The organism is Rossellomorea sp. NRS-1567, from assembly GCF_050467885.1.
GTDB classification, from domain to species: Bacteria; Bacillota; Bacilli; order Bacillales; family Bacillaceae_B; genus Rossellomorea; species Rossellomorea aquimaris_C.
In genome coordinates this window covers 179,976-206,407 of sequence record NZ_JBITPL010000030.1, presented here as the reverse complement: position 1 = coordinate 206,407, position 26,432 = coordinate 179,976, and the positions used below count along the sequence as shown (strand labels likewise).

Below are 26,432 nucleotides of genomic sequence, written 5' to 3'. Positions count from 1 at the left end.
AGTATACGAGTGAGTAAGACCACAATGGACATTGTTCGTTGTGGTCTATTTTTTTATATGGAGGAGAAAACATTGAACGAAAAGACGTTTCAAACATTAGAATTTAACAAAGTCAAGGAAGAACTGTCACGGTATGCCCTTACAGAAGAAGGGAAAAAGGAATTGATGAAAATAATGCCATCAATCAACAAACGCCAAATTGAAATGCGTTTAGGTGAAGTAACGGAAGCCGTAAGAATCCTGGAGAAAAGTGCGAGTATACCGATTCATGCTTTGGATGGCGTGGAAAACATTGTAGCAAACCTGAATAAAGGGGTGCCATTGAAACCAGATCAATTTACAAGCCTCTATTATTTTCTGGATGCGTGTAAAAAAATCAAAAAATTCATGGAGGATAAACAGTGGGTGGCTCCAAGGGTATCTTCATATGTCTATTCGATTGAAGAGATCCCTGAAATTGGGGAAGAAATCAATCGATGCATCCGTAATGGCAGAGTGGACGATCACGCCAGTAAAGAGTTGTTAAGGATTAGAAAACAAATGGGGGTTCAAGAGGATCGGTTAAAGGATAAAATTCAAGCGATTGTAAAGTCAGCTAAATATAAATCATTCCTACAAGAATCGATTGTTAGTCAGAGAAATGGCAGGTATGTTCTCCCCATCAAGAAAGAATATAAAGGAAAAATGAAAGGATCCGTTTTGGATTCATCTGCTTCAGGATCGACTCTTTATATTGAGCCTGAGGAATTAAGCATTCAGCAAGATCAGCTTTTATACTATAAGCTTGAGGAAGACCGTGAAGTTGAGAACATCCTCTGGATGCTAACAGGGCTGGTTCAAACGTACGAACCACAATTAAAGCTGGCGATTGAAACGATGGTACATTACGACGTCCTATTTGCAAAGGCCAAATATAGCCGCTCCATTAATGGTGTGAGCGCCCTAGTAAATGAAAATCATCAAATACATTTAACAAATGCGGTTCATCCCCTGCTTGGAAAACAGGCAGTGCCATTATCCCTTCAGATGGGTGAGGATTTTCATGCGTTAGTCATAACCGGGCCGAATACTGGAGGTAAGACAGTCGCCATTAAAACGGTGGGCCTTCTCACCCTCATGACCCAATGCGGTCTTCAAATTCCGGCAGAAAAGGGTAGTGAAGTCAGTATTTATCAAGATATTCTTTTAGATATTGGGGATGGTCAAAGCCTTCAGCAAAATTTAAGCACATTCAGCTCCCATATTAAAAATGTTATCGATATATTAAAGAATACAAATGATCGAACCTTGGTTCTGTTAGATGAGCTTGGTTCCGGTACGGATCCCCTAGAAGGAATGGGGCTGGCCACAGCCATCCTGGATCAATTATATGAAAAAGGAGCCTCGATACTCGCAACTACCCATTACAGTGAAATAAAGCATTTCGCAGAAGAGCATGAAGGCTTCGTGAACGGGAGTATGGAATTCAATATTGATACATTACAACCTACCTATAAGCTCATAGTGGGTAAGGGAGGAGAGAGTCAAGCATTTGCCATTGCATTAAAGCTGGGAATGCACCCTGAAATCATTGAAAAAGCCCATGAAATTACGTATAGGGAAAAGAAATGCTATGACCTGGGAGAAATCGATTATCATGCGAAGAAGGAGTTGGAAAAGCAGGTTATCGTAAACAAATATAAAAAAAGGAACCATAGTAAATCTTCCTCAAAGGGGGATAGTGGAGGTCCATTATTTAATAAAGGTGATAATGTTAAGATTTCAACGAGTGGAGAATTCGGGATTGTATATGAAGGACCAGATGATAGAGGTGATTACACCGTGCAAATTAAGAGTGAAAAAAGAATAATTAATCATAAACGTCTGTATCTTTATGTTTCGGCAAAAGAGCTATACCCCGATGGTTATGATTTTGATATTATTTTTAACAGTAAAGAAAATCGGAAAAAAGATAAGCTGATGGGAAAACGATTTGTTGAAGGTTTAACCATAGATTATGACGAATAAACAAAATAAACGTCCTTAAGCGATCGCTTAAGGACGTTTTTACGATACCAAAGGGATTAAAAGGAAATGGTTTACGACAAGTTTGTCAGTATATAAGAAAGTATGATACCTAATGAAGACAGAAATCCGACAATGGGACCTCCTTCTTCAAACGCCTCTGGCAGCATCGTAGAGGATACCATGGCTAATAATCCGCCTGCCCCGAACGCTCCGATTATGTAAGATATGCTCTCCGACGCATCCTGTAAGAGTACATACCCGAGCAAGGAGCTAAGGGATGAGAGAACGACTACGCTTCCCCAAAGGGTAAGAATTTTACTTGTACTATATTGATCAAGCTTGAAACCGATACTGCTTGATAAGGATTCAGGTAAGTTACTGATGAAAATGGCGATGATAAACACCCATTGTATAGGTTGATCTCCTATAAAGCTGACTCCAATAATGATGGATTCGGGTATTGCATCCATTATCGTTCCTACATAAATAGCTAATCCTGAGTGACCATGGGGATTCTTCTTTGACCTCTTTCTTTCACTTCCACCTTTCTTTGAAATGAAGATTTCGAAAAGAGTGAATAAGAGCGCCCCTAGTAAGAACATAGAGGTGAGATGGAAAAGGTTCGCTTTCCCTTCTGCCTCACTTAGTAAATCAAAGGTGGCAGAACCAATGATCAAACCCGTTCCTAATGCCATGATATAAGCGACTATTCGTTTTGATATGTGCAAATAAATCCCCATAACAGCACCGATTAGGAGGGATAAACTGACAATCCCTCCCCATAAAGCAGCCTGGAACATTTCTCCACCTCCGTAAACATTCTACATAATGAGTTTTCCCTAAATGTGAGTGGAATTAAACGCAAAATCAGTCCTTGAATAGTTTTAAAGTACTGTGGGGATAGTAAGGGTGAATAATATTTAGGAGGTAGTCAATTTGAAAAAATATCTATTGATATCCCTTTTGGGATTAATGTTCATGAGCATTGCAACAGGCTGCGGTATGGGGAATGACATGAATGAAGAAGGACAAGAAATGAATAACCGTAATTTGGAAAAAGTGAACTACAAAAACGATCAGGCTAATCGTGATTATGTGAATAATCGTGAGTATGTAAATGACGGAACAAGGAGAGAAAATTATTCACTGGCGGAAAAAGAGGCAAATAAAGTGGCCAGTCTTAATGAAGTGAAGAGCGCATATGTTTTGACAACAGATCAAAACGCGTATGTAGCGGCGGTACTTGAAGATAAAATGAATGGAAAAGTTTCGAAGGATTTGGAGAAAAAGATCTCGGATCAAGTGAAAAGTCAAAACGGAAACATAGATAACGTTTATATTTCAACTAATCCTGATTTCACTGATCGTATGAGAGATTATGCAAACAAAGCAGAGAATGGAAAACCGATTGAGGGTCTGGGAGAAGAAATGGCAGATATGCTGAAACGCATTTTTCCGAACAGAGGGTAATCCGAATAATAAAAAGTCGAACATTGCTTCGGCTTTTTTTATTTGCCTGTAGGAAATGGATAGGGAATTCAGTATACTATTTAGAGTAACGAAATAAATGGGAGGAGTGACAATATTTGGCCCAAGCAGCTGTGAAACCCCTGCAGAATCCTACTATATACGGTATTCTATTAGCCATTAGCTCTGGTCATTTTATAAATGATACGTTACAGGCAGTTGTTCCGGCCATGTTTCCGATTATTGAGAAGTCCTTGCAGCTGAGTTATACCCAAATTGGCTGGATCGCATTTGCCCTCAATATGACCTCTTCATTGTTGCAGCCAGTATTCGGTTATTATGCGGATATACGTTCAAAACCTTACTTACTTCCATTAGGAATGCTGTCAAGCTTAATTGGTTTGGTGGGCTTTGCATTATCGGGTCATTTTTTATGGATAATCTTATCTGTGTTATTCATCGGATTCGGCTCTGCCATCTTTCATCCCGAAGGTTCCAGGGTGGCATATATGGCAGCCGGAAACCGCAGGGGCCTGGCTCAATCGATATATCAGGTAGGTGGGAATACCGGGCAGTCACTTGCCCCATTGATTACGGCGTTTATTTTTGTTCCATACGGTCAAAAAGGGGCATTATGGTTTTCCATTGTAGCAATCCTGGGGGTCATTGTTTTATTTCATGTATCCAATTGGTATTCGGAGCAATTACGTTCTAATGAAAAGATGGACCGACATAACAAGACAAACGTGAAGAAAAATCCGATTCATCCCAGAATTAAATGGGCAATGGTATTAGTGGTGTTTTTAGTGTTTGCCCGTTCGTGGTACGGAGCCGGGTTATCCAATTACTATCAGTTTTATTTAATTGACGATTACGGTCTTTCCATTAAAGAAGCGCAAGCATACATTTTTGTATTTATGCTTGCGGGAGTACTGGGAACCTTCTTGGGAGGGCCGCTTTCAGACCGCTTTGGAAAAAGGAATATCATATTCTTTTCAATGTTGGGTGCTGCCCCGTTAACCCTTGCTTTACCTTACTTATCTTTGAGTATTGTCTATCCATTTATCTTTTGCATCGGGTTTATCTTGTCTTCAAGCTTTAGTGTAATCGTTGTGTATGCACAAGAGCTTTTGCCACAAAAAATTGGAATGGTATCGGGACTAACCGTTGGACTTGCCTTTGGAATGGGAGCTGTAGGTGCAGTCATCTTCGGGGGACTCGCAGATCTATACACCATTCGTTTCGTCATGATCCTTTGCAGCTTTCTCCCACTACTGGGAATGATGACGTTCCTGCTTCCTCCCGACGAAAAGGTGAGAAGTTTTCATAAACTTCCATAGAATAAAAGAGAGAGTGATTGCCAGGGTGATAATCCGACAATCACTCTCTTCGTCTTAAGAAAAAGCAAAGTAAATAATGAATAATGCACAAAGGATGTACATGATCGGATGAACGTCTTTCCATTTTTTTAACGAGATCATCGCTAATGGATAAAGGACAAATCCTAAGGCAATCCCGGTTGCAACACTGAAGGTTAAGGGCATCATAATGATAGTTACAAATGTAGGAATAACGATTTCCAAGCGACTCCAGTTAATATGCCTTACCTCGGTAGACATTAAAGCACCGACAATAATCAATGCGGGTGCAGTTACCTCAGGAGTAATAACAGATAATATAGGTGAAAAGAAGAGAGCAATAGAGAAACAGAATGCAATCACTATAGAAGTGAATCCCGTTCTGCCACCAACGGCTACTCCTGCAGAGGACTCTACAAAGGAGGCTGTCGTTGAAGTCCCAAAGATCGCTCCTGCCACTCCTGAAGCGGAATCAGCTAAAAGCGCTCTACCTGCATTCGGAATCTTATTATCTTTCATTATACCTGCTTGACTGGCAACAGCAATCAATGCCCCTGCAGTGTCAAAGAATGCTACAAATAGGAATGTGAAGATCACCGCCATGATTTCAAGGGTGAAAATGTCACCTAAATGAGTAAAAACAACTCCAAATGTAGGCTCTAAGCTAGGAACCTTCCCAATAATAGAGTGAGGCACCTCGATCTTCCCAGTAATCATACCCAGGACGGTGGTTGCGACCATTCCGTAGAATATTCCGCCTCGAATGCCTCTAACTAACATCATCATTGTAATAACGAATCCAAAGACTGCAAGAAGTGTAGTAGGAGAAGAAAGATTTCCGATAGAGACAAAGGTTTCTGGATTGGCAACCACAAGTCCGGCATTTTTAAAACCTATAAACGCTACGAAGAAACCAATTCCACCTGCAATCGCATATTTTAAATCCTGTGGAATGACATTGATGATTTTCTCGCGTATTTTCATGACACTTAGAATCATAAAGATGATGCCTGCAACAAATACTCCTGTCAGTGCAATTTCCCAAGGGACGCCCATTCCTATGCAAACTGAAAAGGTGAAGAAAGAGTTAAGTCCCATGCTGGGGGCAATACCTATCGGAAAGTTTGCAAGTATCCCAATTAGAAGGGACCCTACAATCGCCGAAAGGGCAGTAGCCGTAAATAAAGCGCCTTTATCCATTCCCGCCTGGCTAAGAATGATTGGATTGACGACAAGAATATAGGCCATTGAAAGGAAGGTCGTTATCCCTGCTAACGTTTCTTTTCTATAAGTTGTTTCTCTTTCAGCAAATTGAAAGAATGTTTTCATGTATGATAACCCTCCAATAAGATAAAATAAAAAAACTCTGGTTCAAAATCAACCAGAGTTATATCCACAGGATAAAATAATTGTTATAGAATTACTTTATTCTTGTAGACAAGCCATTTAAGGTAGCTGGTAGAAACGTTCAAGCCTTATTCTTGAACTTATACAAGGTGTATGAGAATTTGTTATAATTGAATTAGAAGCATCATATCAAGTCACTTTCATCAGGTCAATGGAACGACCAAATGTTCGTGAATTCATTATTTTCTAAATTGATGGTTTATTATAAAAATCGCCTCATGTACTATACATAATCACTGAAAAAAGCTATATTTAGTGAATACAAAACTTGAGTAGAGAGAACTTAAGTTAATAAGTAATTGAAATAGGAGGAACTAGAATAATGTCTTCTTTAAAACCAGGTACGGTAGTGGATTTATTCGTTGATCATGAAGTACCTTATGGTTTCTTTCTAACGAATGAAATAGATCGTGTGCTATTGCACCATTCTGAAATAACAGAAGAAATTCAAGAAGGAGATACTGTGAAGGTATTTCTTTATCATGATAAGGATGTTCGCCTTACAGCGACAATGCGTATCCCTAAAGTACAAGTCGGTGCTTACGGATGGGCTGAGGTAGTGGATAAACGGGAGGATTTAGGTGTTTTCGTTAACATTGGCCTTCCTAAGGATATTTTAGTCTCGGCAGATGATCTTCCTAAATTCCTGGAACTTTGGCCAAACCCGGGTGATCAGTTGTTTTTAACACTGAATCGTGATAAGCAGGACCGCTTATACGGACGATTAGCCACTGAAAATATCATTGAGCAGGTGTCTAGAAGAGCATCTACAGAAATGATGAACGCAAAAGTGCAAGGACGTGTGTATCGACTGCTTAGAGTCGGAACCTTCTTCTTATCCGAACAAGGATATCGATGCTTCGTTCATGAGAATGAACGCAAAGCGGAACCAAGACTGGGAGAGCTGGTTGAAGGGAGAGTCATCGACGTTAAGGATGACGGGAACTTAAATGTATCTTTCTTACCGTTAAAGCAGGACAAAATGCTGGATGATGCGGAGGTCATTCTGGAGTATCTTGCAGAAAGGAATGGAGCTATTCCTTTTTGGGATAAGAGCCAGCCGGATGACATCAAAGATCGTTTTAATATGAGCAAAGCATCCTTCAAACGAGCCCTTGGAAAACTCATGAAGGAAGACCGGGTTTATCAAGAAGAAGGCTGGACTTATTTAAAAAAGTAAAAACAATAACGGGAGGCCTGCCCAGAGGGTGTAGTCCTTCCTGGTTTTCTTGAACATATACAAAAGAGTGCTGACCATAACTGTCAGCACTCTTTTGTATTATGATTCTATTTGTTTCACATTTTGCTGGGCTTTCTGCATACTTACGGATTTAATAGGCAGGATTGTGCCTATCAATGCGATGAATGCACAACCGATCAATACAGTTGAATATCCTGTTACTGCCATAATGGATAACACCCCGAACACCATAAGGTCCAGGCCAGAATCTACAATCGATAGCAAGGAGATGGTTGTTGCCCTGATCCCGGATGGAATCAAATCATTGCTTAATTGAGCGTATATCGGATAACGGATGGCTCGAACGAGTCTTAATACGAAAAAAGATCCCAGAACGATCCATAATGATGAACCAAATAAAGCGGATAATAGTAAACCTATTACGGCTAACAAACCAGATACACTCATCAGCTTCACCCTCGAAACCCTTTCAGTCATCCATCCGATGGAATTAGAAGCGAAATAACCCATGACTGCCGAAATGGCATAAAAAACACCAATTAAATAAACAGGCAATCCAGCCTCCTTCATCAATGGCTGATCAAAGTATGGATAAACAGCTCCTGCTGGAATGAAGACCAATGTTACGTTTAGAAACATCAGCAAAAGCTCCGGTGCTTGACGAATCACACGCAGACCACTCTTAATTTGAGAAAAAGGATTCTCTTTTGTGAAGGAGTCCATAGAGGGCTGCTTAATTTTAAGGACGAAGAATACCTCTATTAAATGGAATGCCAAGCCTAAGATAATGAGTAGAGTAAATTGGCTGTCAGCTAAATCTTGAGCTAAATAAGAACCGAATATAACCGCAATCAACATACTGATAAATGTGGCAGATTGAATTTTGCCCATCGCATGATCCATGCGATTTTCTTCATTGGATTCTTTGAGTGAGTCATAGATAAGTGCCTCATCAGCCCCGGAAAAGAAAGTCACGCTAAACCCATTTATAAAGCTGTATAAGAAAAACAACCAAGGCTCATAGGCAAATAAAAGAAGCGCAATACTTAGGATTTTAAGCACAGATCCAAATAAAAAGGAATACTTTGCCCCAAACCGATCAGCAAACATTCCGGTTGGAACTTCTCCAATTAAAACAGCTCCACTCCAAAACATGAGTAGAATCAAAATTTGAGAAGAAGTTAATCCTCTCTCAAAATAGAATAAAGTCAAGACTGGTTGAAGAAAACTGATCGTACCAAAAAAAGAAATCCAAAATAGCATCCGGATATTATGGGATGCAATCGTTCGTTTGTTCATATATGTCTCCTACTTCCTGATATTGTACTATTTGTCCCGGAAGAAGGAGCGTCGTTTCATGTATATGGAACTTAAACGTTCACTCCTCCTTGAAATGGTGAAAGTGTTTTGAACGTTTTTTGCATGTTATTTCCTCCTCATTGTTGATGCAATAAGTTTAGCATAATGATGAGAAAAAGAAGAGACTTATTTGTTCGACAAATACCTGCATAGTGGTTAAATGAAAGAAGGAGGGAACAAGAAGAGGGAACCGAGCAAATCGGGTGATGTATGGCTATTGAAGTGGAGGACTTCCTCGGTTCTTATCATTAAAATGGTCTAATTTTTAAAAATTTATTCACTATTTGTAAAATGGTTCGAAATCTGGGGACTTAAATTCCTTGATGGGCGAGATTTTGAAGGAGAATATTGAACCATTATCTTAACGATCCTCATTCGATTGTAGCGCTGCACGAGAATAAGGGGCAGGTTAAATAAAATTCCGTATAGGAACATTACCCAGGACTCGACTCTATTATTTAGAATGAAAAAGAATGGTGCCGGCATTATTTGCAGCCAGTGGGATAATTCGGCACGATTCAATTCAAGAAGGAAGGTGATCCGGCCTTGTTGAGAAGAAAGTCCGATTTCATTCTTATTTACACCACCACGAAACCATCCCCCTGCGTCAGATATATATTTCTTCCATTTTTTAATCTTCAAAAACCTATACATGCCACCCCCGGCTTCCATTTCAAGAGAATGAAAGAGGGGAGACAACCTTTGGAGTTGTTTGGGGGTCAATCTGGATGTCAAAAAGGAAAAAACGATATGAATACTTACCCATGCAAAAATATTTAAAAGGATGATCATTTCATCTTTTCATCCTTCCCTTTCTCTAAATAAACGTATCGATCCTTCCACTTTGTGTCTTTCGTAAAAAATGTTGTAAACACCGAGTGGGAAAAGGTCATGACGAAAAATAGAATATGGACTGGAAATAGGAGCGTTTCAAAAATGGTGAAATTTCCAATCCTACTAAGGATGAAATACAAGTAAACACTTAAAAATAAGTACTGAATCAAATAAATATAGGGGTCTGTCCATACCATTACCGGCGAATGTATGACAAAAGAAGTGAGAGAGGTAATCCACAAAGAAGATAATCCCAAAAGGATGATGTTTGTCGATTTTGCCCCGGAAGCGAAACTCTTCGACCATCCGTAGAATAACTCGCTCAACCCGTTCCCATACATTCTCATGGATATGGCATTGCTTCCGCTGACTGCTTCTACTAATTCTCCACACTTTTTTGCACGTTGACTTAAAGCAAAATGCTCCACCATATCTCCTTTGATTGCTTCGTGCCCACCGATTCGCTGATACACATCTCTTGAACACAGGAAGCACTGGCCAAACCCACCCGAAGGTTTGACCAACCCTGAAAGGAGATGGGTGACACTCGTTGCGGCGAATACGATTAAATGAAACATCATGGATAATGTTTCATATCCACTATTCATCTTATGATAGGGATGAATGCTGAGAACTCCCTGACATTGCTGTCGTTGATAAGTCTCGCAAATTCTTAGAAGTCCTGCTTGCTCGAACCATGTATCTGAGTCAACAAACAGTAAGAATTCACCCTTAGATGCTTCCGCCCCATTCCAACAAGCCCAAGATTTTCCGTTCCATCCATTTGGAAGAGGGGGAGTATCCACGACTGTTGCACCGAACTCTTCAGCTATTGCCTTTGTACGATCCTTCGATCCATCATTTACCACGATCACTTCAAAAGGCTGAATAAATTGCTTCTGAATACTTGATAATAGATTTCCAATCGTCTGTTCTTCATTTCTGGCAGGAATGATGATGGAGCATTTTTTTACGAGAAAACTATTCCTTACATGAATGGACTTTTTGACTGTAGGGATTCTAGTAAAAAGGAAAACGGTAAGAATAATAGATCCTAACCAAATATACATTTTTTCACCCTCAAATCTTTTGATTATTATCGACATTTTAACCATTTTCGGTAAAGGTGATACCTTCATTCATCAGGATTGGATGTTTTGTGTGTATAAATTCAAGCCGAATTTGTTTGAAGTCGTACAAAATGGGCACAATGGAAAGCTGAATAGGAGATTCATTCGAATACGATCTTTCCCGTAAGGAGGAATTGAAAATGAAAAAGAAAGTAATCATCGTTGGTGGCGGCCTGGGTGGTATGTCAACAGCCATCCGCCTTGCCTCAGAAGGATATGACGTTACGATTATCGAAAAAGGAGAAAGACTTGGCGGGAAATTAAATAAAAGAGAAGGAAAAGGTTTTTCTTTCGATACGGGACCATCGATCCTTACAATGCCGTGGGTACTGGAAAAAGTCTTTGCTCATGCAAAACGTGATCTGAATGATTATGTGGATATTATCAGAGTGGAGCCGGGCTGGAGGACATTCTTTGAAGACGGAAAGGTACTGGATGTATCTTCGGATCTTCCAACGATGTTAGAAGAAATAAATAAGACCTCTACGGAGGATGCGAATAACTTCTTTAACTATTTAGGTTATTGTGGAAAAATGTATGAGCTCACAATGAAAAGCTTCTATAAAAAGAGCATCAATGGACTGCAGGACCTACGCACGATGCATCCAGTCAAAGAATTACTGCAAATGGATCCGATGAAATCCATGGATGCTGCAAATCGTAAATTCATTAAAGACAAACATTTACAGCAGCTGTTTAATTTCCTGATCATGTACGTGGGGTCTTCTCCTTACCATGCACCAGCCATCATGTCACAGCTTACACATGTTCAGCTGGGGCTCGGGGTCCATTACGTAAAAGGCGGAATGTATAAAATTGCAGAGGCAATGGCCAAGGTGTTGGAGGAACTCGATGTAGAGATCCGCTTAAATTGTGAAGTTGAAGATATTCTCACCACAGGCAGCCGTGCTGAAGGAATACGTACGAAAATAGGGGAAGAGCTGATGGCGGACCTCGTTGTATCGAATTTAGAGGCCATCCCTTGCTACAAATCCCTTTTGGCTGATTATCATGAGTCTGCAAAAGAAGTCGACGAATTAAGCAAGTATGCCCCTACGGTTTCAGGATTGGTTCTGCTCCTCGGGGTAGATCGTGAATATGATCATCTTTCTCACCATAACTTCTTTTTCAGTAAGGATCCTAAAAAAGAATTCAAGCAAATCTTCGATGAGAATCAGCTGGCTGATGATCCGACGATTTATATTGGTATCTCGTCGAAGTCGGATCCCACACAGGCTCCTGAAGGAAAAGAAAACCTGTTTGTGTTGACACACGTACCACCATTAAAAGAGGGGGAGGATTGGACTCAATACAAAGAATCTTATCGACTCAAAGTGCTGGATAAGCTGGAGAAAATGGGCGTAACCAATTTAAGGGATCATATAGAATACGAATATACCTTCACTCCAAACGACCTTCAAGCCCTTTATGGGGCGAATGGTGGATCGATCTATGGTACTGTCACAGACCGAAAGCTTAACGGAGGTTTCAAGATTCCGAATAAGAGCAGAGTGCTCTCTAATATGTACTTTGTGGGAGGTTCAACCCATCCAGGTGGAGGTGTGCCAATGGTTGCACTTTCAGGACAACTGACAGCGGAATTAATCATTAATGAGCAAGTGAAAGTGAATCGTTTCATTGGTTAATATGAAAAGGTGAAGGTTACATTTAAATAATCTTCACCTTTTATATTCTTACTGTTTTTCTGAAGAATGATTATCTACCGTATCCGAGTTATTTACATTCTCTTCATCTTCATCTGGATAGGGGTCAAAGAAATTGACGACTTTCCCTGGGCCTTCAAACCCGATAACCTGCTCATTGTCTTCTGTATTTTTCTCATTTTTCTTCATACAAAAACTCCTTCCTGCCATTAGTTTGGCGAAAGGAGTTTTTTTCATCCCACTATTTAGTTCTTCCAATGATTATCTATAAATTCATCGCGACCTGACTTTGACCGGTCTTGTTTATATTCATCTGGATTTTTCTTGTAGAATTTTTGATGGTATTCTTCTGCCGGATAGAAAGTGGAAGCAGGAAGGATGTTTGTGACGATAGGCTTCTTGAATCGTCCACTGTCTACTATTTCGTTCTTTGTGTTTTCAGCTAATTGTTTCTGGTGTTCATTATGATAGAAAATAGCTGTCCGGTACTGATTCCCGCGGTCATGGAATTGTCCCCCATCATCCGTTGGATCAATCTGAGGCCAGTATAGCTCTAATAATCTTTCATAAGGGAATAAATCAGGATTAAATGTGATTTGAACAGCTTCGTAATGTCCACTATTTCCTGCTTTTATATCTTGATATATTGGGTTTTCAAGGTGGCCCCCTGAATAACCTGACACGACATCAATTATTCCCGGTAATTCATCAAATGGCTTTACCATGCACCAAAAACAACCACCTGCAAAAGTAGCGATTTCTTTTTTTTTATTCATTGCTGAACCTCCTGTACCATATGTGCTCCTCTAAAGCAGTAAAGCGATTGCTTGAAAAAGATTTTATCACGAAAGAATGGAGGGGACAATCTATTAGCTCGAAAGGTTGCATCGGGAAAAGATTCGAAAAGAAGTATTCCTGCTATTTTCAGCAAAGTTTATCAAATTTCATTCACTATCCATAGAATCTTGTGTATAATTCTGTTGAACGGAATAATTACATACGATATGAGATTAGGTGAAGCGGAAGTTTCGGTAGCAAACTTTTTAGCTTCATAATAGGGAAGTTGGTGTAATTCCAACGCGGTCCCGCCACTGTAAATGGAAGTGAGCTGTATGAATACCACTGTACCAATAGGTATGGGAAGGTGCAGCAAACAATGACCATGAGCCAGGAGACCTGCCTAATGTCTTTCGCACCAAATCTACGCGGATAGAAAGGTGTAATGTGCATGTTTAACGGTTTAAAGCCTTTTATGCATTTTACACAACATCTCTAGTCCCACTGGAGATGTTTTTTTGTCTGGAAATAAGTTCATTCACAGGAGGAAAACGTATGAAACACACATTCAAAATCATTCTTGCTCTAATAGTATCTCTAGGACTCCTTTCAGCTTGCGGTACTGACAATGAAAATGTAGAAAAGAATAAAGATAGCGGGGAAGTCAGCCAGGGACAATCTGCTTTTCCTTTGTCAGTAAACGACGCCCTGAATAATAAAGTCACGCTGGATGAGCAACCTAAGCATATTGTTTCATTGATTCCGAGCAACACAGAAATCTTATTCGAGTTAGGGTTGAATAAGGAAATCGTAGGTGTTTCAGATTTTGATAATTATCCAAAAGAAGCGGCGGAGAAAGAAAAGATAGGTGGAATGGAATTTAACGTTGAGAAGATTATCAGTCTGAATCCGGATTTGGTTCTTGCTCATGAGTCCACTGCTGTGTCGGCAGAAGAAGGGTTAGAACAGCTTCGAGGTGCAGGGGTAAAGGTCTATATCGTACGTGATGCCAATAGCTTTGAGGAAGTGTACACCACGATGGAAAACATCGGCACATTGGTCGGCAAGAAAGATGAAGCTGAGTCTGTCATTTCTGAGATGAAAGCGGATCTTGAATCCATTAAGGGAAAAGTCAGTGGTGTATCTGAAAAGAAAAAAGTGTATGTAGAGGTTTCACCTTCCCCTGACATATATTCGACAGGAAAAAATACTTTTATTGATCAAATGCTTTCACTAGTAAATGCCGAAAATGTGATGAGTGATCAGAAGGGATGGGTCCAAGTAAATCAAGAAGCGGTCATCGCTTCAAATCCTGACGTCATCATTACAACCTATGGTTTTTATAGTGAAAATCCTAAAGAACAAGTGATGGGCCGAGAAGGTTGGAAAGATGTAACTGCTGTAAAAAATGAAGATGTCCATGATGTTCATTCAGATCTGGTCACACGTACTGGTCCGAGATTAGTTGAAGGAGTAGAGGAAATTGCAAAGTCAATCTATCCGGAGTTATTTGCAGAATAAAATATGGATAACATACGGGTTGGCTGTATCGTTTTTACTATTCGCAATTCTCGCCGGTATTTCGATTGGAACCGTCTCTGTCCCGCCAAAGGATATTCTGTTCATCGTTGGAGCTAAATGGTTTGGATACCCTTTACCGGAAGAAATTGATCCAATGTTTGCAAATATAGTGTATGCCATAAGATTGCCCAGAGTATTATTGGCATTATTGGTTGGAAGTTCCTTAGCAATTGCAGGAGCTTCCTTTCAAGGACTATTGCGCAACCCGCTCGCAGATCCATATACATTGGGTGTGTCTTCAGGAGCATCGGTCGGTGCGGTTATTACATTGTTCTTTAATTGGAGCATTCCGTTCATTGGGAAGTTTACGCTTCCCTTTCTCAGTATTCTTTGTTCGATTATAACCGTGTTCCTCGTATTATGGTTTGCACAGAAGGTTGAAAGAACCATGAAGGTAGAAACCATCATATTAACAGGAATCATTTTCAGCTCTTTTTTAGGTTCCCTTATATCCTTAATGATTGCCCTGACGGGAGAGGAATTAAGACAGATCATCGGTTGGCTTCTTGGAAGTGTATCCATGAGAGGGTGGGATTACATTACGATTATATTGCCCTTTTTCTTAATTGGAGTGATCGTTTTGTTTCTCAATGGCAAGGAACTGAATGGCATGAGCTTTGGTGAAGAACAAGCCCATCATATCGGGATATCCGTACAAAAGAGAAAACTCCTCATCTTAATTGCAGGAAGTATACTGACGGGGGCGGCTGTCGCCGTTTCAGGTACAATTGGATTTGTGGGGCTTGTAATCCCTCATTTTCTAAGAAGGATGGTAGGGCATGACCATAGACACTTACTTCCTTTGTCCATCGTTGTAGGAGGAGGCTTTCTCGTGTTGGCCGATCTCATCTCAAGAACCATCATTGCACCAACCGAGCTTCCGATTGGAGTGATAACAGCTCTTATCGGTGCCCCGATGTTTGCTTATATTCTACTGAAGAAAAGAGGGCTTTCATCATGATAGATCTAAAAGGTGTCACAGTAGGATATAACGAGAAAATAATCGTGGAAGATATGAATTTTCATATAGATAAAGGAGAATTCTTTGGGATTCTTGGACCGAACGGAAGTGGAAAGACGACCTTGTTAAAAGCCATGACGGGTCTGCTTACATTAATGGATGGAACCATCACATTAAAAGGAAAAAAACTGCATCATTTTACTTCAAGGGATTTAGCCACACAGATAGCGGTACTTCCTCAGATATCGACGGAATCCTTTTCCTATGAAGTGAGGGAGACGGTTATGCTTGGGAGATATGCTCACCAAAAAGGTTTTTTAAAAGGAACGACTGAACGAGATGTTGATATCGTAGAAAAGGTAATGGATCAAACGGGCATTACGTCCTTTCAGCACCGCTACCTTCATGAGTTGTCCGGGGGAGAACGCCAGAGGGTATTCCTTGCACAGGCTCTCGCTCAGGAACCACAAGTCCTGTTGCTTGATGAACCTACTAATCACCTGGATCTTTCGTATCAGAAATCATTGCTGGATTTAATTAAGAATCAAACGGTACACGAAAAATTAACAGTAATCGCGATCTTTCATGACTTGAATTTAGCAAGTTTATACTGTGATCGCTTACTTCTCTTAGACAAAGGAAAAACCAAACTTCTTCACCACCCGGAAGAGGTTCTGAAAGAGAAGCATATCGAAGAGGTGTATCGTACAAAGGTTCAGAAGCAAGCTCATCCTTTAGTGGCAAAACCTCAAATGGTCATTGTTCCTGAGGAGAGTGCGACCGAGGACTTTGTGTTAGATGAAAGCTTCCTGAACGTGAGGGAAGAATACATACATTTCTCTGCCCCTTACCCATTAAAATGTATGTCCTCAGGGATCATTGGGGCAGGAATCGGGTGGTACAGGCACTTTATCAATCGTAGAGTCCCTGCAGATTATGACTGCTCAGATTATCAAGAGGATATGAAAGAATTTCTTGTTCATAAAGACCTGGATCCCTCATTTTCTGTAGGTATGATGACGGCTCTTCCTTTAAATAATATGGTATGCGATCGCTTCGAAGTTCAGGGGCATTCCGTATTCGTTGTGGTTACAGCCGGTGTCGGAAATGCGATTGATGTCTCAACAAGTTATCAATATGATATTGATTTAAGGCCAGGTACGATTAATACGTGGGTGTTCATAAATGGGAATCTGTCAGATGAAGCATATATAGAAGCCCTTGTAACCTCAACAGAAGCGAAAGTGAGAGCCCTTCACGACATGAATGTGAGGGACAGAAGAACAGGTCAGCTTGCAACCGGGACACCGACGGACAGTATTCTGATCTCCTCGAGTCAACAAGGTGAGCTGGAGCCTTTTGCCGGGCCGATTACACCGATAGGGAAGTTGATTGGGCGTGGAGTGTATGAGGTAACGAAAAAAGCCATTCAACGCTATTTGGATCATACAGAGTAGAACTAATTTAATGAAGGGTGATTGAGGAGAGGGGGAATCGACTTGGGAATCCTATATTTTATAACCGGAGGGGTTAGAAGCGGCAAAAGCTCTTTTGCTGAAAAATGGGCAATAGAGAAGAAAAAGTCAAACGTTCCATTGGTCTATCTTGCTTGTGGAGTGAACACTGACAGAGAGATGGAGGAAAGAATCTCGAAACACCGGCAGGACCGGCAATCGTCTAAGGTGGAATGGACGACGATTGAGTGTCCCAATTCGATTGAAAGGATCATCAACCACATTCCTCAACACTCCGTTGTTCTGTTAGATTGCCTCACGACTCTTTTAACAAATGAGATGTATGGTAATAGAGAGGAGAAAGGTGAGTATATAGAAGAGAAAATCTATCAGTCTATCATACAGTTGCTAAATAAAGTTGATGTACTGCTCCTGGTTAGTAATGAATTGGTTTATGACCTTCCAATTGATTCAACCGATATCCTTACTTTCCAGAAACGGCTTGGTGCATTGCATATTAGAATGGTGAAGAAAGCATATGTGGCGATTGAAATGACGGCGGGAATCCCGGTTGTGAAAAAGAGGGGTCCGAATGAGGAAGGACGGTTTGTTCATGATCCTATTTAAAAGCTTCCTCCTTAATCTGCAGTTTTTTACGATTCTGCCAATCCGTAAAGAATTTTCAATCGGGAAAAGGGAAATGAAGTGGATGGTCCGGACATTTCCAATGCTAGGTTTATTTGTAGGTGTGCTTCTTTTAGGAGGATATGTTTTTCTGAATTCTCTTACCCACATAAGCCCTTTAGGAATAGCATTCTTTATTTGGGTAATGCCAATCGTATTAACGGGTGGTATCCATTTAGATGGCTATATGGATGCAAGTGATGCCTTTTTTTCCTATAGAGATAAGGAGAAGCGATTAGACATCATGAAAGACCCGAGGGTAGGTGCCTTTGGCGTTTTGTCACTGGTGGTATTGCTTTCTTCAAGGTTTTTATTTATTTATGAAACCATCCTGCAAACCCATTCCACTATTTTTATTATTATGATCCTTGTGTCCATTCCCTTTTTAAGTCGAATGATGATGGGAGCGAGTCTAATTCTTATCCCTGCAGCCCAGACGTCTGGCATGGGATATGGTTTAAGTAAGAATATGACGGGTTATGATCTTATATGGATTGTTTCTGGTTTATTGCTGGGTGGAGTCGGCAGCTTCTTTTTAAATTGGTTTTATTTTTATGCTTTATTCACCCTGGTGACGTTAGCTGTTTTCTGGTTTGTTTATTCTAGGTCCATCAAATGGTTTGGCGGTATGTCCGGCGATACAATCGGGGCCAGTGTAGAGGGAGTGGAGTTGTGTTTATGGATGACTATATGGTTATTGCATGTATTCGCCATGGTTTAACAGATGAAAATGAGCAGGGGAAATACCTCGGCTGGACCAATTCCAATTTATCTCAAAAAGGAATCGAATTACTTAAAAGGCGAAATACTCTTTTTGAAGAGTATGAACGATGCTTTTCAAGTGATCTTAACCGCTGTTTAGAAACCGCTCATATTCTGTTTCCTCATGCTCCATTGATCTCTTCATCCCTTTTAAGAGAGCTACACTTTGGAAGCTGGGAAGGTTTAACCTATGAAAGCTTAAAGGAAGATGATGTATATCAAGAATGGATATTGGACCCATCCATTTCTCCACCTAATGGGGAAGGGATGAATCAATTTGGAAAACGAGTCGAGCTAGCCTGGGCACAGATCATAAAACAGATAGAAGAGCACAACGGGAAGCGGTACGCCGTTATTACTCATGGTGGAGTCATTCGACATCTATTAACATCGTTATCTCCCAGAAATGTTCACAGAACGTTTTGGGAATGGGAGGTCAACCATGGGGCAGGGTATGAATTGGTATGGAAGACAGAAAATGATTGGAGGAATCAAACATGTACTTCGTTACGGGAGGTTCCTTTAATGGGAAAAGCAGATGGGTGAAAATCCATTTTATTCTTAAAGAAACGGATACAACCTGGATTCCATTATTTAATGGAAAAAGGATTCATTTGGATGAGATCAACTTTTCAAACTCTGTCATCGTAATTGAGGGACTTGAGTATGGAATTCGATCAACCATTTTAAATAATGATTCAGAAATCAGAAAGTCTTTTACCATTTTGATACAATCCTTAAAGCAGTGGGAAGAAGAAGACCCTGATCGCAGAGTAATCTGGATAGGTTCAGATATCGGGAAAGGAATTGTCCCAATGGATAAGCTGTCCAGGGAGTGGCGGGATATGACAGGTTGGGTTTATCAAGATCTGGCGGAAATGTCTCAGGAAGTTTGGCTGGTTTGGTACGGCCTTGCTACATCATTAAAAGGATAAAGGAGAGGGTAAACATGCAGCTTTACACAAGAACTGGTGATAAAGGTCAAACGAGTTTGATCGGTGGAAGAGTAGATAAAGATGATATTCGTGTCGAAGCATATGGAACATTGGATGAAGTGAATTCTTTTGTTGGGCAAGCCATTTCAGAACTGGATGTAGAGGGTTTTCAGGATGTACTACAGGATCTTGAGACGATTCAGCATGAACTATTTGATTGTGGCGGTGACCTATCCAACGTTTCTAAGCATAGAAAAATCAAGCTTCAGCCCCAATCCGTCCATGCGTTGGAGGAGAAGATTGATAGGTTTACGAAGGAAGCGCCTCTACTTGAGAAGTTCATTTTACCAGGTGGCGTGAAAGCATCATCAAGTATTCACATTGCCAGAACGGTTACAAGAAGAGCAGAGAGAATCATGGTTTCACTTTCAAAAACGGACGAGGACTTTCCCATTGTGACATTGCAGTATATCAATCGATTATCCGATTACTTTTTCGCATTGGCCCGTGTGATCAATTATCGTTGTAATGTAAAAGATGTCGAATATATCCGAAGCGCAAACGTATTTTCAACCAGTAAAGTTCAGAAAAAAAATGAAAAGTAATCTTAAGACTCTTTTGCTACTTTCATTGTTTATGGCTTTTTCTGCGATTGGTGGAATGGTGAAGATACCTGCCGTAATAGGTACGGTTGCATTGGATAGTATGCCTGCATTATTGATTGCTTCCCTTTACAATGGGAGATGGGGGGCAATCGTTGCAGGCGGAGGTCACTTGCTTTCGAGCCTGTACTCAGGCTTCCCCCTTGGCCCATTTCATGTGCTCATTGCTGCTGAAATGGCCTTCTTTGTATGGTTATTTGGATATGTGTTCTCGAATGGGAAACGGGTACTTGCAGCCATCCTTTTTTTTATAGGAAATGGTCTACTCGCGGGAATTCCATTTATATTTATCCTTAGTTCTTCATTTTACTATGCCATTCTTCCTTCCTTACTAATAGCCAGTTTCATTAATTTAACGATTGCCCACTTCTTGTATCCTCCTCTTCGTTCAAGAGTGAAAAAGGGGGAAATCGCATGATCAAGCTTCGGGATATTATATCCATTTCAATTTCAGATGAAGAAGAGTTGATCCTGGCTTCTGATTGCAGCGGAGGGATTGGAAATAAAGAAGGAGATGTGGTCCTGGCGGATCCGGAGACAGTGGGTTATTACTGTTTCCGTGTAGCAGCGATGGAATGTTTGGCCGTGGGAGCAAGGCTCAAAGCTATTCAATTACTGAACTTTACAAGTGATGCTGTATGGGATCAGTATTGCAATGGTGTGAAGAAAGGTTTAAGTGAAATGAAACAGGAAGGTACTCCCATTACGGGGAGTACTGAATCGAATATCGGTCTTAATCAATCGGGCCTTGGAGTTACGTGTATTGGCATAAGAAACAAGAAGAGAACCTATCCCTCTTGTACAAACCTTGCTTATGCGCTTATCGGAACCCCCTTGGTAGGAATTGAAGTGATGAAGCAACATGCTTCCATTGCACCACTGGCTCTATTTATGAACTGTGTTCAACACCCTTCTATCATCGAAATAATGCCAGTCGGCTCTAAAGGCGTTTTTCATGAACTTTCTCTCTTATTAGGGAAGCCTTTAAGAAGAGAGGATGTCACCACATCCCAAGACTTGGACAAATCCAGCGGGCCTTCTACTTCATTCATCATATCTTACAACAAAGTGGAGGAACCAGAAGTAATAGAGCTTACGAACGGTTACTTCCATTCACTTCATTTGCAGGGATAGGAACAAATAAATACTTTTATGGATATTTGTGATAAAATAAACTTTCAAATGGTATGGAGAAATGTGTTAGTTTATCCAAGATTCTTCGATTGTCAATTTCATAAGAATAGAGTACTATTTCATACTATCATCAGTAATTCATGAATGACATAAAAGTAGGTGTAGAAATGGATTCACGATTAGATCGAAAGTCTAAAAAGAAAAAACGCGGAAGAAAAGTGATATTGGTATTATTATTACTTATATTTAGTTTACTCGGTTATGCAGCGTTTCAATTTTATAGTGGATACAAAATGGCTGGAGACGATAAACTTCAAGAAGATTATAAATTTAATGGTGTGAAAGATAAGGACGGCAAGGTCAACGTACTGCTATTGGGAGTCGACAGCAGAGGCGAGGAGAAATCCAGGACCGACACAATGATGCTCGCACAGATCGACCCCAAAACAAATGAAACCAAACTCGTTTCCTTTATGAGGGATATATATGTTGAAATACCGGGATACCAAAACTATAAGCTGAATACAGCATTTTATTTAGGTGGACCAGAATTGCTTAGAAAGACCATCAAACACAACTTTGATATTGATATTCAATATTTCATGGTAGTCGACTTCAAAGGATTTGAACAATCCGTTGATGTACTGGCACCGGATGGAATTGAAATGGATGTGGAAAAGGCGATGTCGGAAAACATTGGCGTTTCCCTTCAGCCTGGTGTTCAAAACTTAAATGGGAAAGAATTATTGGGGTATGCAAGGTTCCGTGCTGATGCAGAGGGAGACTTTGGCAGGGTTGAAAGACAACAAAAAGTCATAAATGCTCTTAAAGATGAGGTACTCTCAATAGGTGGAGTTACAAAGCTTCCTAAAATGGCGGGATCCATTCAACCCTATATCCAGACAAATATGAGTAAGCTTGATCAAATTTCCATCGCTAAAGATATTCTGTTGAGTAACAGCAGCGATATGGATAAGCTCACCATCCCAGTTGAAGGATCGTATGGTTTTGGTAGCTATAGCGGTGTAGGGTCTGTACTGGATATTAATTTTGAAGAAAATATACAAGCTCTGAAAGACTTTCTTAATGGTAAGAGCTCAGACGAAGCTACAACTGAATGAATGAATGAAAAAAGCCCGTTAAGCTGAAAAATGCTTAACGGGCTTTTTTTGTGGATTGGGAAGTAGTAATGAATACCGCGTTAAGAACTGCTCTGACAGTATGTGTTGGAAAAGTCGACTCTCATTCAAGCAGTAAAAGCAAAAGCAAAAATTCTGATTATACGCTCTCTGAGCCAATATATAGCCTTTAGAAGGAATCTGATTAACATAAATGGTAATGATAACGCTTCCACTTCGTATTACGGCTAATTCCTAACTACTTCCTTTAATGCCCTTGATATCATATACCAGCATGTTACGATTATAAACGTTGTGAACAAACACACGACAACAAAGGTTTTTAGACACATTAACCAGGAAATTTAACAACATAAAATTCTTTCATAATTATTATTAAACTTAAAAAATGAATGTACGATTAAAAACCCGACAATTAATATAGGAACAGGAGTGGATATGATTGTTAAAAAATAAAACGATAGCTTTTCTAGGTGCAGGAAACATGGCGGAAGCAATGATTTCAGGTACTGTACAAAGCGGAAAGATCCCATCAGAACAAATTATTGTTTCTAATCGAAGCAATCAAGGAAGACTTCAGGAAATGAAAGCGAAATATGATATATCGGCTTTAACAAAAGATGATCTACCCTTTAATGAGATAGATATTCTTATTCTCGCGATGAAACCAAAGGATATTGATAAAGCATTAGATTCCATTAATCACTTAGTAAGAAACGATACAGTGATTATGTCGGTGCTTGCAGGAATCACTACTTCTCATATGGAAGAGCAACTACCTGCAGGTCAGCCTGTTATCCGGGTTATGCCAAATACGTCAAGTATGTTGAAAGAATCTGCTACAGCCATTAGTGCTGGTCGCTTTACTTCAAGAGAAGATATGGAAAATGCAAAAGAGTTATTATCAAGCATTGGTGAAGTGTTCGTGATTGAAGAAAGTCAGATGGACATTTTCACTGGTATTGCCGGAAGTGGCCCAGCATACTTTTACTATTTAATGGAACACATTGAAAAGACAGGTGCCGAAGCCGGGTTAGATCCGGAATTAGCACGTAAAATCGGAGCTCAGACCATTTTCGGTGCAGCCAAAATGATGCTTGAGCGTGAAGAATCACCAACTCAACTAAGAGAGAATGTAACATCCCCAAATGGTACTACAGCTGCAGGACTTGATGCATTAGCAGAGTTCGGCGGAGGTAAGGCTATCTCAGAAGCTGTCAAGGGAGCAGAAAAACGTTCGAAAGAAATAAGCTCATCCTTACAGTCCAAACAATTAGTAACCAGCTAACCAAACATCGAATCGTAAGCACCCCAAATAACTAATACCAACCATACAAGAAATACAAGTCCGTCCCCTCACACATAAAGGGGGCGAGGGACGGACCTTTTTACTAGGAGTGATTGAATGTCCCAAAATAATCAGAAGAAACGTATCGTAATCAAGATTGGAAGTAGTTCATTAACAAGCCTGCATGGAGAAATGAGTCGTAGAAAACTGGAACGTCTCGTTGATGAAGTCGTCCGTTTAAAAGATGATGGCCATGAAGTATTGCTTGTTTCATCAGGTGCCGTCGCTGCCGGTTATCGTAAATTAGGATGTTTAACACGTCCAAGCTCTCTTCCGGAGAAGCAGGCAGCAGCAGCTATTGGTCAAGGACTATTGATTGAAGCGTATTCCGATCTGTTAATTTCCAACGGATACGTGGCTTCTCAAATTCTGATCACTCGTAGTGATTTTTCTGATGAAGACCGATATAACAATGCAAGAAATACAATCAATGTCCTGCTTGAAAGAGGGATCATCCCAATTGTCAATGAAAATGATACAGTAACGGTTGATCGACTGAAATTCGGAGACAATGATACCCTGTCTGCCAAAGTTGCGGCATTAGTGGATGCTGATCAACTCATCATTCTATCTGATATTGACGGACTGTATGATTCTGATCCACGTAAAAATCCAAATGCTGAACTGCTAGAAAGCGTAACGGAAATTACTGAAGATATCGAAGACATGGCAGGAGAGCCTGGAAGTTCTGTAGGAACTGGTGGCATGAGATCGAAAATCGATGCATTTAAGATCACAATGGCTTCTGGAATTCCTGCGTTTCTAGGTAAATCAGGAAACTCAGATGTTATTTACGATGCTGTCCAACATACAGCGAAAGGGACGTACTTTGAAACAGCAGAAGATTCCGTAAACCTTGATTCCAAAAAGCAATGGATTGCGTTCAACTCAGGTCCCGAAGGTGAAATCACCATCGATTCAGATGCGAAAGACCGTATTCTGGAACAAAAAGAAAGCTTAACAATTGATGATATTTATACTGTAAAAGGCCGATTTAATAAAGGTGCAGTCGTACGAATCCTTGATAATCGAAATGAAGAAATTGGTTTGGGAATGGTCAATTTCCGTTCAGGTCAACTGAAAAATCCAACAGACATCAAAGCGGATCAAATCGCAGTCGAAATTGACCAACTAGTATGTCATGTGGATTTACCCATTCCAGTAGGAGTATAAAAGAAGGAGTTAGTCTCCTTCTTCCCCTGCACAATCCGGTCGAATTCTTTTCAAAAAAATCAGGAGGTATTTGATGACTTTAACTATAGAAAAAACGGATGTAAAAAAACAAGCGATGCTTGCAAAGAAAGCTTCTAAAACACTAAGTATGCTGACTACCGACCAAAAAAATAAAGCCCTTCATATCCTTGCCGATCATTTAGAGGCGAATTACGAATCTATACTAAAGCAAAACGAAAAAGACCTTGAAAGAGGGAAAGAAAAGGGCTTCGAAGCTGCATTTATGGATCGTTTATCACTTTCTAAAGAACGTGTTGAAGATTTTGCAAGTGGTCTCCGTCAAGTTGCTGACCTGGAAGATCCCACTGGTAAAGTAGTATCCGATTGGACTCTTGAAAATCAACTGCAAGTTCAAAAAGTAACGGTCCCACTTGGTGTCATTGGAATGATTTATGAAGCCCGTCCTAATGTAACGGTTGATGCAACTGGATTAGCACTAAAATCCGGTAATGCCATTGTCCTAAAAGGTGGTTCTAATGCCATTACTTCGAACAAAGCAATTGTGGACGTCATGCATGAAGCACTTGAGAAAACCGATATTCCTAAAGATGCCGTACAATTTATCAATACAACCGATCGAGAAGCAACAAGTGAGCTATTCACGATGAAAGAGCATATCGATGTGTTGATTCCGCGCGGTGGAGGTGCATTAATCAATGCTGTCGTTAATAATGCAACTGTACCTGTCCTGGAGACTGGCGTAGGAAACTGTCATATCTATATTGACAAAGAAGCTCAAGTGGAAAAAGCATTAAACATCATCATCAATGCAAAAACAGACCGTCCAGCGGTATGTAATGCAGCTGAAACCGTCATCCTGCATGAAGACTGGTTTAAAGAAAATAAGGGTGCATTTGTAGAAAAGCTTAAAGAACACAATGTAACCATTCACGGAGATGAAAAAGTGGTCGAAGCGATTGAAGATGCGAAGCTTGCAGGAGAAGAAGATTGGGCAAATGAATATCTAAGTCTGGATATTGCCGTGAAGATTGTCCCTTCTTTGGATGAAGCAATCGATCACATCGAACAATATGGTACAAAGCATTCAGAAGCCATTGTCACGGAAAATACAGAATTAGCGAAGAAATTCATGATGCTCGTTGATGCTGCCGCTCTCTATCATAATGCTTCCACTCGTTTCACTGATGGAGGAGCGTTAGGATTTGGTGCTGAAATTGGAATCTCTACACAGAAACTTCATGCTAGAGGACCAATGGGGCTACCAGCTTTAACAACCGTTAAGTATATGATGCATGGAACCGGACAAATTCGATAATAAACATGGAAAAACGCTTGAGGAAATTTTCTCAAGCGTTTTTTTCATTTATCAGCTGT

General features: G+C 40.3%; 26 protein-coding genes and 2 riboswitches. Of the genes, 19 read left to right on the top strand and 7 right to left on the bottom strand.

What is annotated here, in order from left to right:
- The first annotated feature begins 72 nt into the window (after nucleotides 1-72).
- Nucleotides 73-2,007, top strand: a complete 1,935-nt coding sequence (locus ACIFOD_RS21455; RefSeq protein ID WP_430316212.1) for an endonuclease MutS2 — start codon at nucleotides 73-75, stop codon at nucleotides 2,005-2,007.
- 71 nt (nucleotides 2,008-2,078) lie between these two features.
- Here the strand turns inward: ACIFOD_RS21455 and ACIFOD_RS21450 are convergent, their stop codons facing one another.
- The gene (locus ACIFOD_RS21450) at nucleotides 2,079-2,807 is read right to left on the bottom strand and encodes a ZIP family metal transporter (protein ID WP_430316187.1); all 729 of its coding nucleotides are present in this window, start codon (nucleotides 2,805-2,807) and stop codon (nucleotides 2,079-2,081) included.
- A 136-nt stretch (nucleotides 2,808-2,943) separates the two neighbouring features.
- Between ACIFOD_RS21450 and ACIFOD_RS21445 the strand changes: the two genes are divergently transcribed.
- On the top strand, nucleotides 2,944-3,477 hold the full coding sequence (locus ACIFOD_RS21445) for a YhcN/YlaJ family sporulation lipoprotein (RefSeq protein WP_430316186.1): 534 nt from the start codon (nucleotides 2,944-2,946) through the stop codon (nucleotides 3,475-3,477).
- A gap of 116 nt (nucleotides 3,478-3,593) precedes the next feature.
- On the top strand, nucleotides 3,594-4,814 hold the full coding sequence (locus ACIFOD_RS21440) for an MFS transporter (RefSeq protein ID WP_430316185.1): 1,221 nt from the start codon (nucleotides 3,594-3,596) through the stop codon (nucleotides 4,812-4,814).
- A gap of 54 nt (nucleotides 4,815-4,868) precedes the next feature.
- Here the strand turns inward: ACIFOD_RS21440 and ACIFOD_RS21435 are convergent, their stop codons facing one another.
- Nucleotides 4,869-6,161 carry an NCS2 family permease gene (locus ACIFOD_RS21435; protein ID WP_430316184.1) on the bottom strand — a complete coding sequence of 431 codons (1,293 nt, stop codon included), beginning with the start codon at nucleotides 6,159-6,161 and terminating at the stop codon, nucleotides 4,869-4,871.
- Nucleotides 6,162-6,246: 85 nt separating this feature from the next.
- Nucleotides 6,247-6,347, bottom strand: a riboswitch (purine riboswitch).
- Nucleotides 6,348-6,561: 214 nt separating this feature from the next.
- Between ACIFOD_RS21435 and ACIFOD_RS21430 the strand changes: the two genes are divergently transcribed.
- Nucleotides 6,562-7,419: a CvfB family protein gene (locus ACIFOD_RS21430; RefSeq protein ID WP_148994017.1), complete on the top strand. Its 858-nt coding sequence runs from the start codon at nucleotides 6,562-6,564 to the stop codon at nucleotides 7,417-7,419.
- 99 nt (nucleotides 7,420-7,518) lie between these two features.
- On the opposite strand, the gene ACIFOD_RS21425 is transcribed toward ACIFOD_RS21430, so the two are convergent.
- From ACIFOD_RS21425 to ACIFOD_RS21415, 3 genes are all read right to left on the bottom strand, one after another.
- Nucleotides 7,519-8,739 carry an MFS transporter gene (locus tag ACIFOD_RS21425; RefSeq protein ID WP_430316183.1) on the bottom strand — a complete coding sequence of 407 codons (1,221 nt, stop codon included), beginning with the start codon at nucleotides 8,737-8,739 and terminating at the stop codon, nucleotides 7,519-7,521.
- 333 nt (nucleotides 8,740-9,072) lie between these two features.
- Nucleotides 9,073-9,591: a hypothetical protein gene (locus ACIFOD_RS21420; protein WP_430316182.1), complete on the bottom strand. Its 519-nt coding sequence runs from the start codon at nucleotides 9,589-9,591 to the stop codon at nucleotides 9,073-9,075.
- A complete protein-coding gene (locus ACIFOD_RS21415; protein ID WP_430316181.1) occupies nucleotides 9,588-10,703 on the bottom strand; it encodes a glycosyltransferase in 1,116 nt (371 codons plus the stop codon). The genes ACIFOD_RS21420 and ACIFOD_RS21415 overlap by 4 nt, the downstream gene beginning before the upstream one ends.
- Nucleotides 10,704-10,903: 200 nt before the next feature.
- Between ACIFOD_RS21415 and ACIFOD_RS21410 the strand changes: the two genes are divergently transcribed.
- On the top strand, nucleotides 10,904-12,409 hold the full coding sequence (locus ACIFOD_RS21410; RefSeq protein WP_430316180.1) for a phytoene desaturase family protein: 1,506 nt from the start codon (nucleotides 10,904-10,906) through the stop codon (nucleotides 12,407-12,409).
- A 48-nt stretch (nucleotides 12,410-12,457) separates the two neighbouring features.
- Here the strand turns inward: ACIFOD_RS21410 and ACIFOD_RS21405 are convergent, their stop codons facing one another.
- Nucleotides 12,458-12,616 carry a hypothetical protein gene (locus ACIFOD_RS21405; protein WP_430316179.1) on the bottom strand — a complete coding sequence of 53 codons (159 nt, stop codon included), beginning with the start codon at nucleotides 12,614-12,616 and terminating at the stop codon, nucleotides 12,458-12,460.
- A 56-nt stretch (nucleotides 12,617-12,672) separates the two neighbouring features.
- Nucleotides 12,673-13,203: a peptide-methionine (S)-S-oxide reductase MsrA gene (gene msrA / locus ACIFOD_RS21400; protein WP_430316178.1), complete on the bottom strand. Its 531-nt coding sequence runs from the start codon at nucleotides 13,201-13,203 to the stop codon at nucleotides 12,673-12,675.
- Between the two features lie 223 nt (nucleotides 13,204-13,426).
- A riboswitch (cobalamin riboswitch) is annotated at nucleotides 13,427-13,625 on the top strand.
- Between the two features lie 134 nt (nucleotides 13,626-13,759).
- On the opposite strand from msrA, the gene ACIFOD_RS21395 reads away from it, so the two are divergent.
- The 14 genes from ACIFOD_RS21395 (at nucleotide 13,760) to ACIFOD_RS21330 (ending at nucleotide 26,373) form a co-directional block, all read left to right on the top strand.
- A complete protein-coding gene (locus ACIFOD_RS21395; RefSeq protein ID WP_430316177.1) occupies nucleotides 13,760-14,725 on the top strand; it encodes an ABC transporter substrate-binding protein in 966 nt (321 codons plus the stop codon).
- A complete protein-coding gene (locus ACIFOD_RS21390; protein ID WP_430316176.1) occupies nucleotides 14,688-15,746 on the top strand; it encodes a FecCD family ABC transporter permease in 1,059 nt (352 codons plus the stop codon). Before ACIFOD_RS21395 ends, ACIFOD_RS21390 begins: the two co-directional genes overlap by 38 nt.
- On the top strand, nucleotides 15,743-17,203 hold the full coding sequence (locus tag ACIFOD_RS21385) for an adenosylcobinamide amidohydrolase (protein WP_430316175.1): 1,461 nt from the start codon (nucleotides 15,743-15,745) through the stop codon (nucleotides 17,201-17,203). The genes ACIFOD_RS21390 and ACIFOD_RS21385 overlap by 4 nt, the downstream gene beginning before the upstream one ends.
- Before the next feature lie 42 nt (nucleotides 17,204-17,245).
- Complete coding sequence (locus ACIFOD_RS21380; RefSeq protein ID WP_430316174.1) at nucleotides 17,246-17,827, top strand: bifunctional adenosylcobinamide kinase/adenosylcobinamide-phosphate guanylyltransferase; 582 nt, start codon at nucleotides 17,246-17,248, stop codon at nucleotides 17,825-17,827.
- Entirely contained in the window at nucleotides 17,814-18,605 is a 792-nt protein-coding gene (locus tag ACIFOD_RS21375) for an adenosylcobinamide-GDP ribazoletransferase (protein WP_430316173.1), read from the top strand. The genes ACIFOD_RS21380 and ACIFOD_RS21375 overlap by 14 nt, the downstream gene beginning before the upstream one ends.
- Nucleotides 18,563-19,192, top strand: a complete 630-nt coding sequence (locus tag ACIFOD_RS21370) for a histidine phosphatase family protein (RefSeq protein WP_430316172.1) — start codon at nucleotides 18,563-18,565, stop codon at nucleotides 19,190-19,192. Before ACIFOD_RS21375 ends, ACIFOD_RS21370 begins: the two co-directional genes overlap by 43 nt.
- The gene (locus ACIFOD_RS21365; protein ID WP_430316171.1) at nucleotides 19,144-19,581 is read left to right on the top strand and encodes a bifunctional adenosylcobinamide kinase/adenosylcobinamide-phosphate guanylyltransferase; all 438 of its coding nucleotides are present in this window, start codon (nucleotides 19,144-19,146) and stop codon (nucleotides 19,579-19,581) included. Before ACIFOD_RS21370 ends, ACIFOD_RS21365 begins: the two co-directional genes overlap by 49 nt.
- A 14-nt stretch (nucleotides 19,582-19,595) precedes the next feature.
- Complete coding sequence (locus ACIFOD_RS21360; protein WP_397551236.1) at nucleotides 19,596-20,186, top strand: cob(I)yrinic acid a,c-diamide adenosyltransferase; 591 nt, start codon at nucleotides 19,596-19,598, stop codon at nucleotides 20,184-20,186.
- Nucleotides 20,176-20,661 (top strand): ECF transporter S component, encoded by a 486-nt coding sequence (locus ACIFOD_RS21355; RefSeq protein WP_430316170.1) that lies wholly within the window; start codon nucleotides 20,176-20,178, stop codon nucleotides 20,659-20,661. The genes ACIFOD_RS21360 and ACIFOD_RS21355 overlap by 11 nt, the downstream gene beginning before the upstream one ends.
- Nucleotides 20,658-21,377, top strand: coding sequence for an ATP-binding protein (locus tag ACIFOD_RS21350; protein WP_430316169.1), 720 nt, complete (start codon nucleotides 20,658-20,660; stop codon nucleotides 21,375-21,377). Before ACIFOD_RS21355 ends, ACIFOD_RS21350 begins: the two co-directional genes overlap by 4 nt.
- Before the next feature lie 167 nt (nucleotides 21,378-21,544).
- Nucleotides 21,545-22,498, top strand: coding sequence for an LCP family protein (locus tag ACIFOD_RS21345; protein WP_430316211.1), 954 nt, complete (start codon nucleotides 21,545-21,547; stop codon nucleotides 22,496-22,498).
- Nucleotides 22,499-22,958: 460 nt separating this feature from the next.
- A complete protein-coding gene (gene proC / locus ACIFOD_RS21340; protein WP_430316168.1) occupies nucleotides 22,959-23,804 on the top strand; it encodes a pyrroline-5-carboxylate reductase in 846 nt (281 codons plus the stop codon).
- Between the two features lie 117 nt (nucleotides 23,805-23,921).
- Nucleotides 23,922-25,037: a glutamate 5-kinase gene (gene proB / locus ACIFOD_RS21335; RefSeq protein WP_430316167.1), complete on the top strand. Its 1,116-nt coding sequence runs from the start codon at nucleotides 23,922-23,924 to the stop codon at nucleotides 25,035-25,037.
- Between the two features lie 73 nt (nucleotides 25,038-25,110).
- Nucleotides 25,111-26,373 carry a glutamate-5-semialdehyde dehydrogenase gene (locus ACIFOD_RS21330; RefSeq protein WP_430316166.1) on the top strand — a complete coding sequence of 421 codons (1,263 nt, stop codon included), beginning with the start codon at nucleotides 25,111-25,113 and terminating at the stop codon, nucleotides 26,371-26,373.
- Nucleotides 26,374-26,432 lie beyond the last annotated feature (59 nt).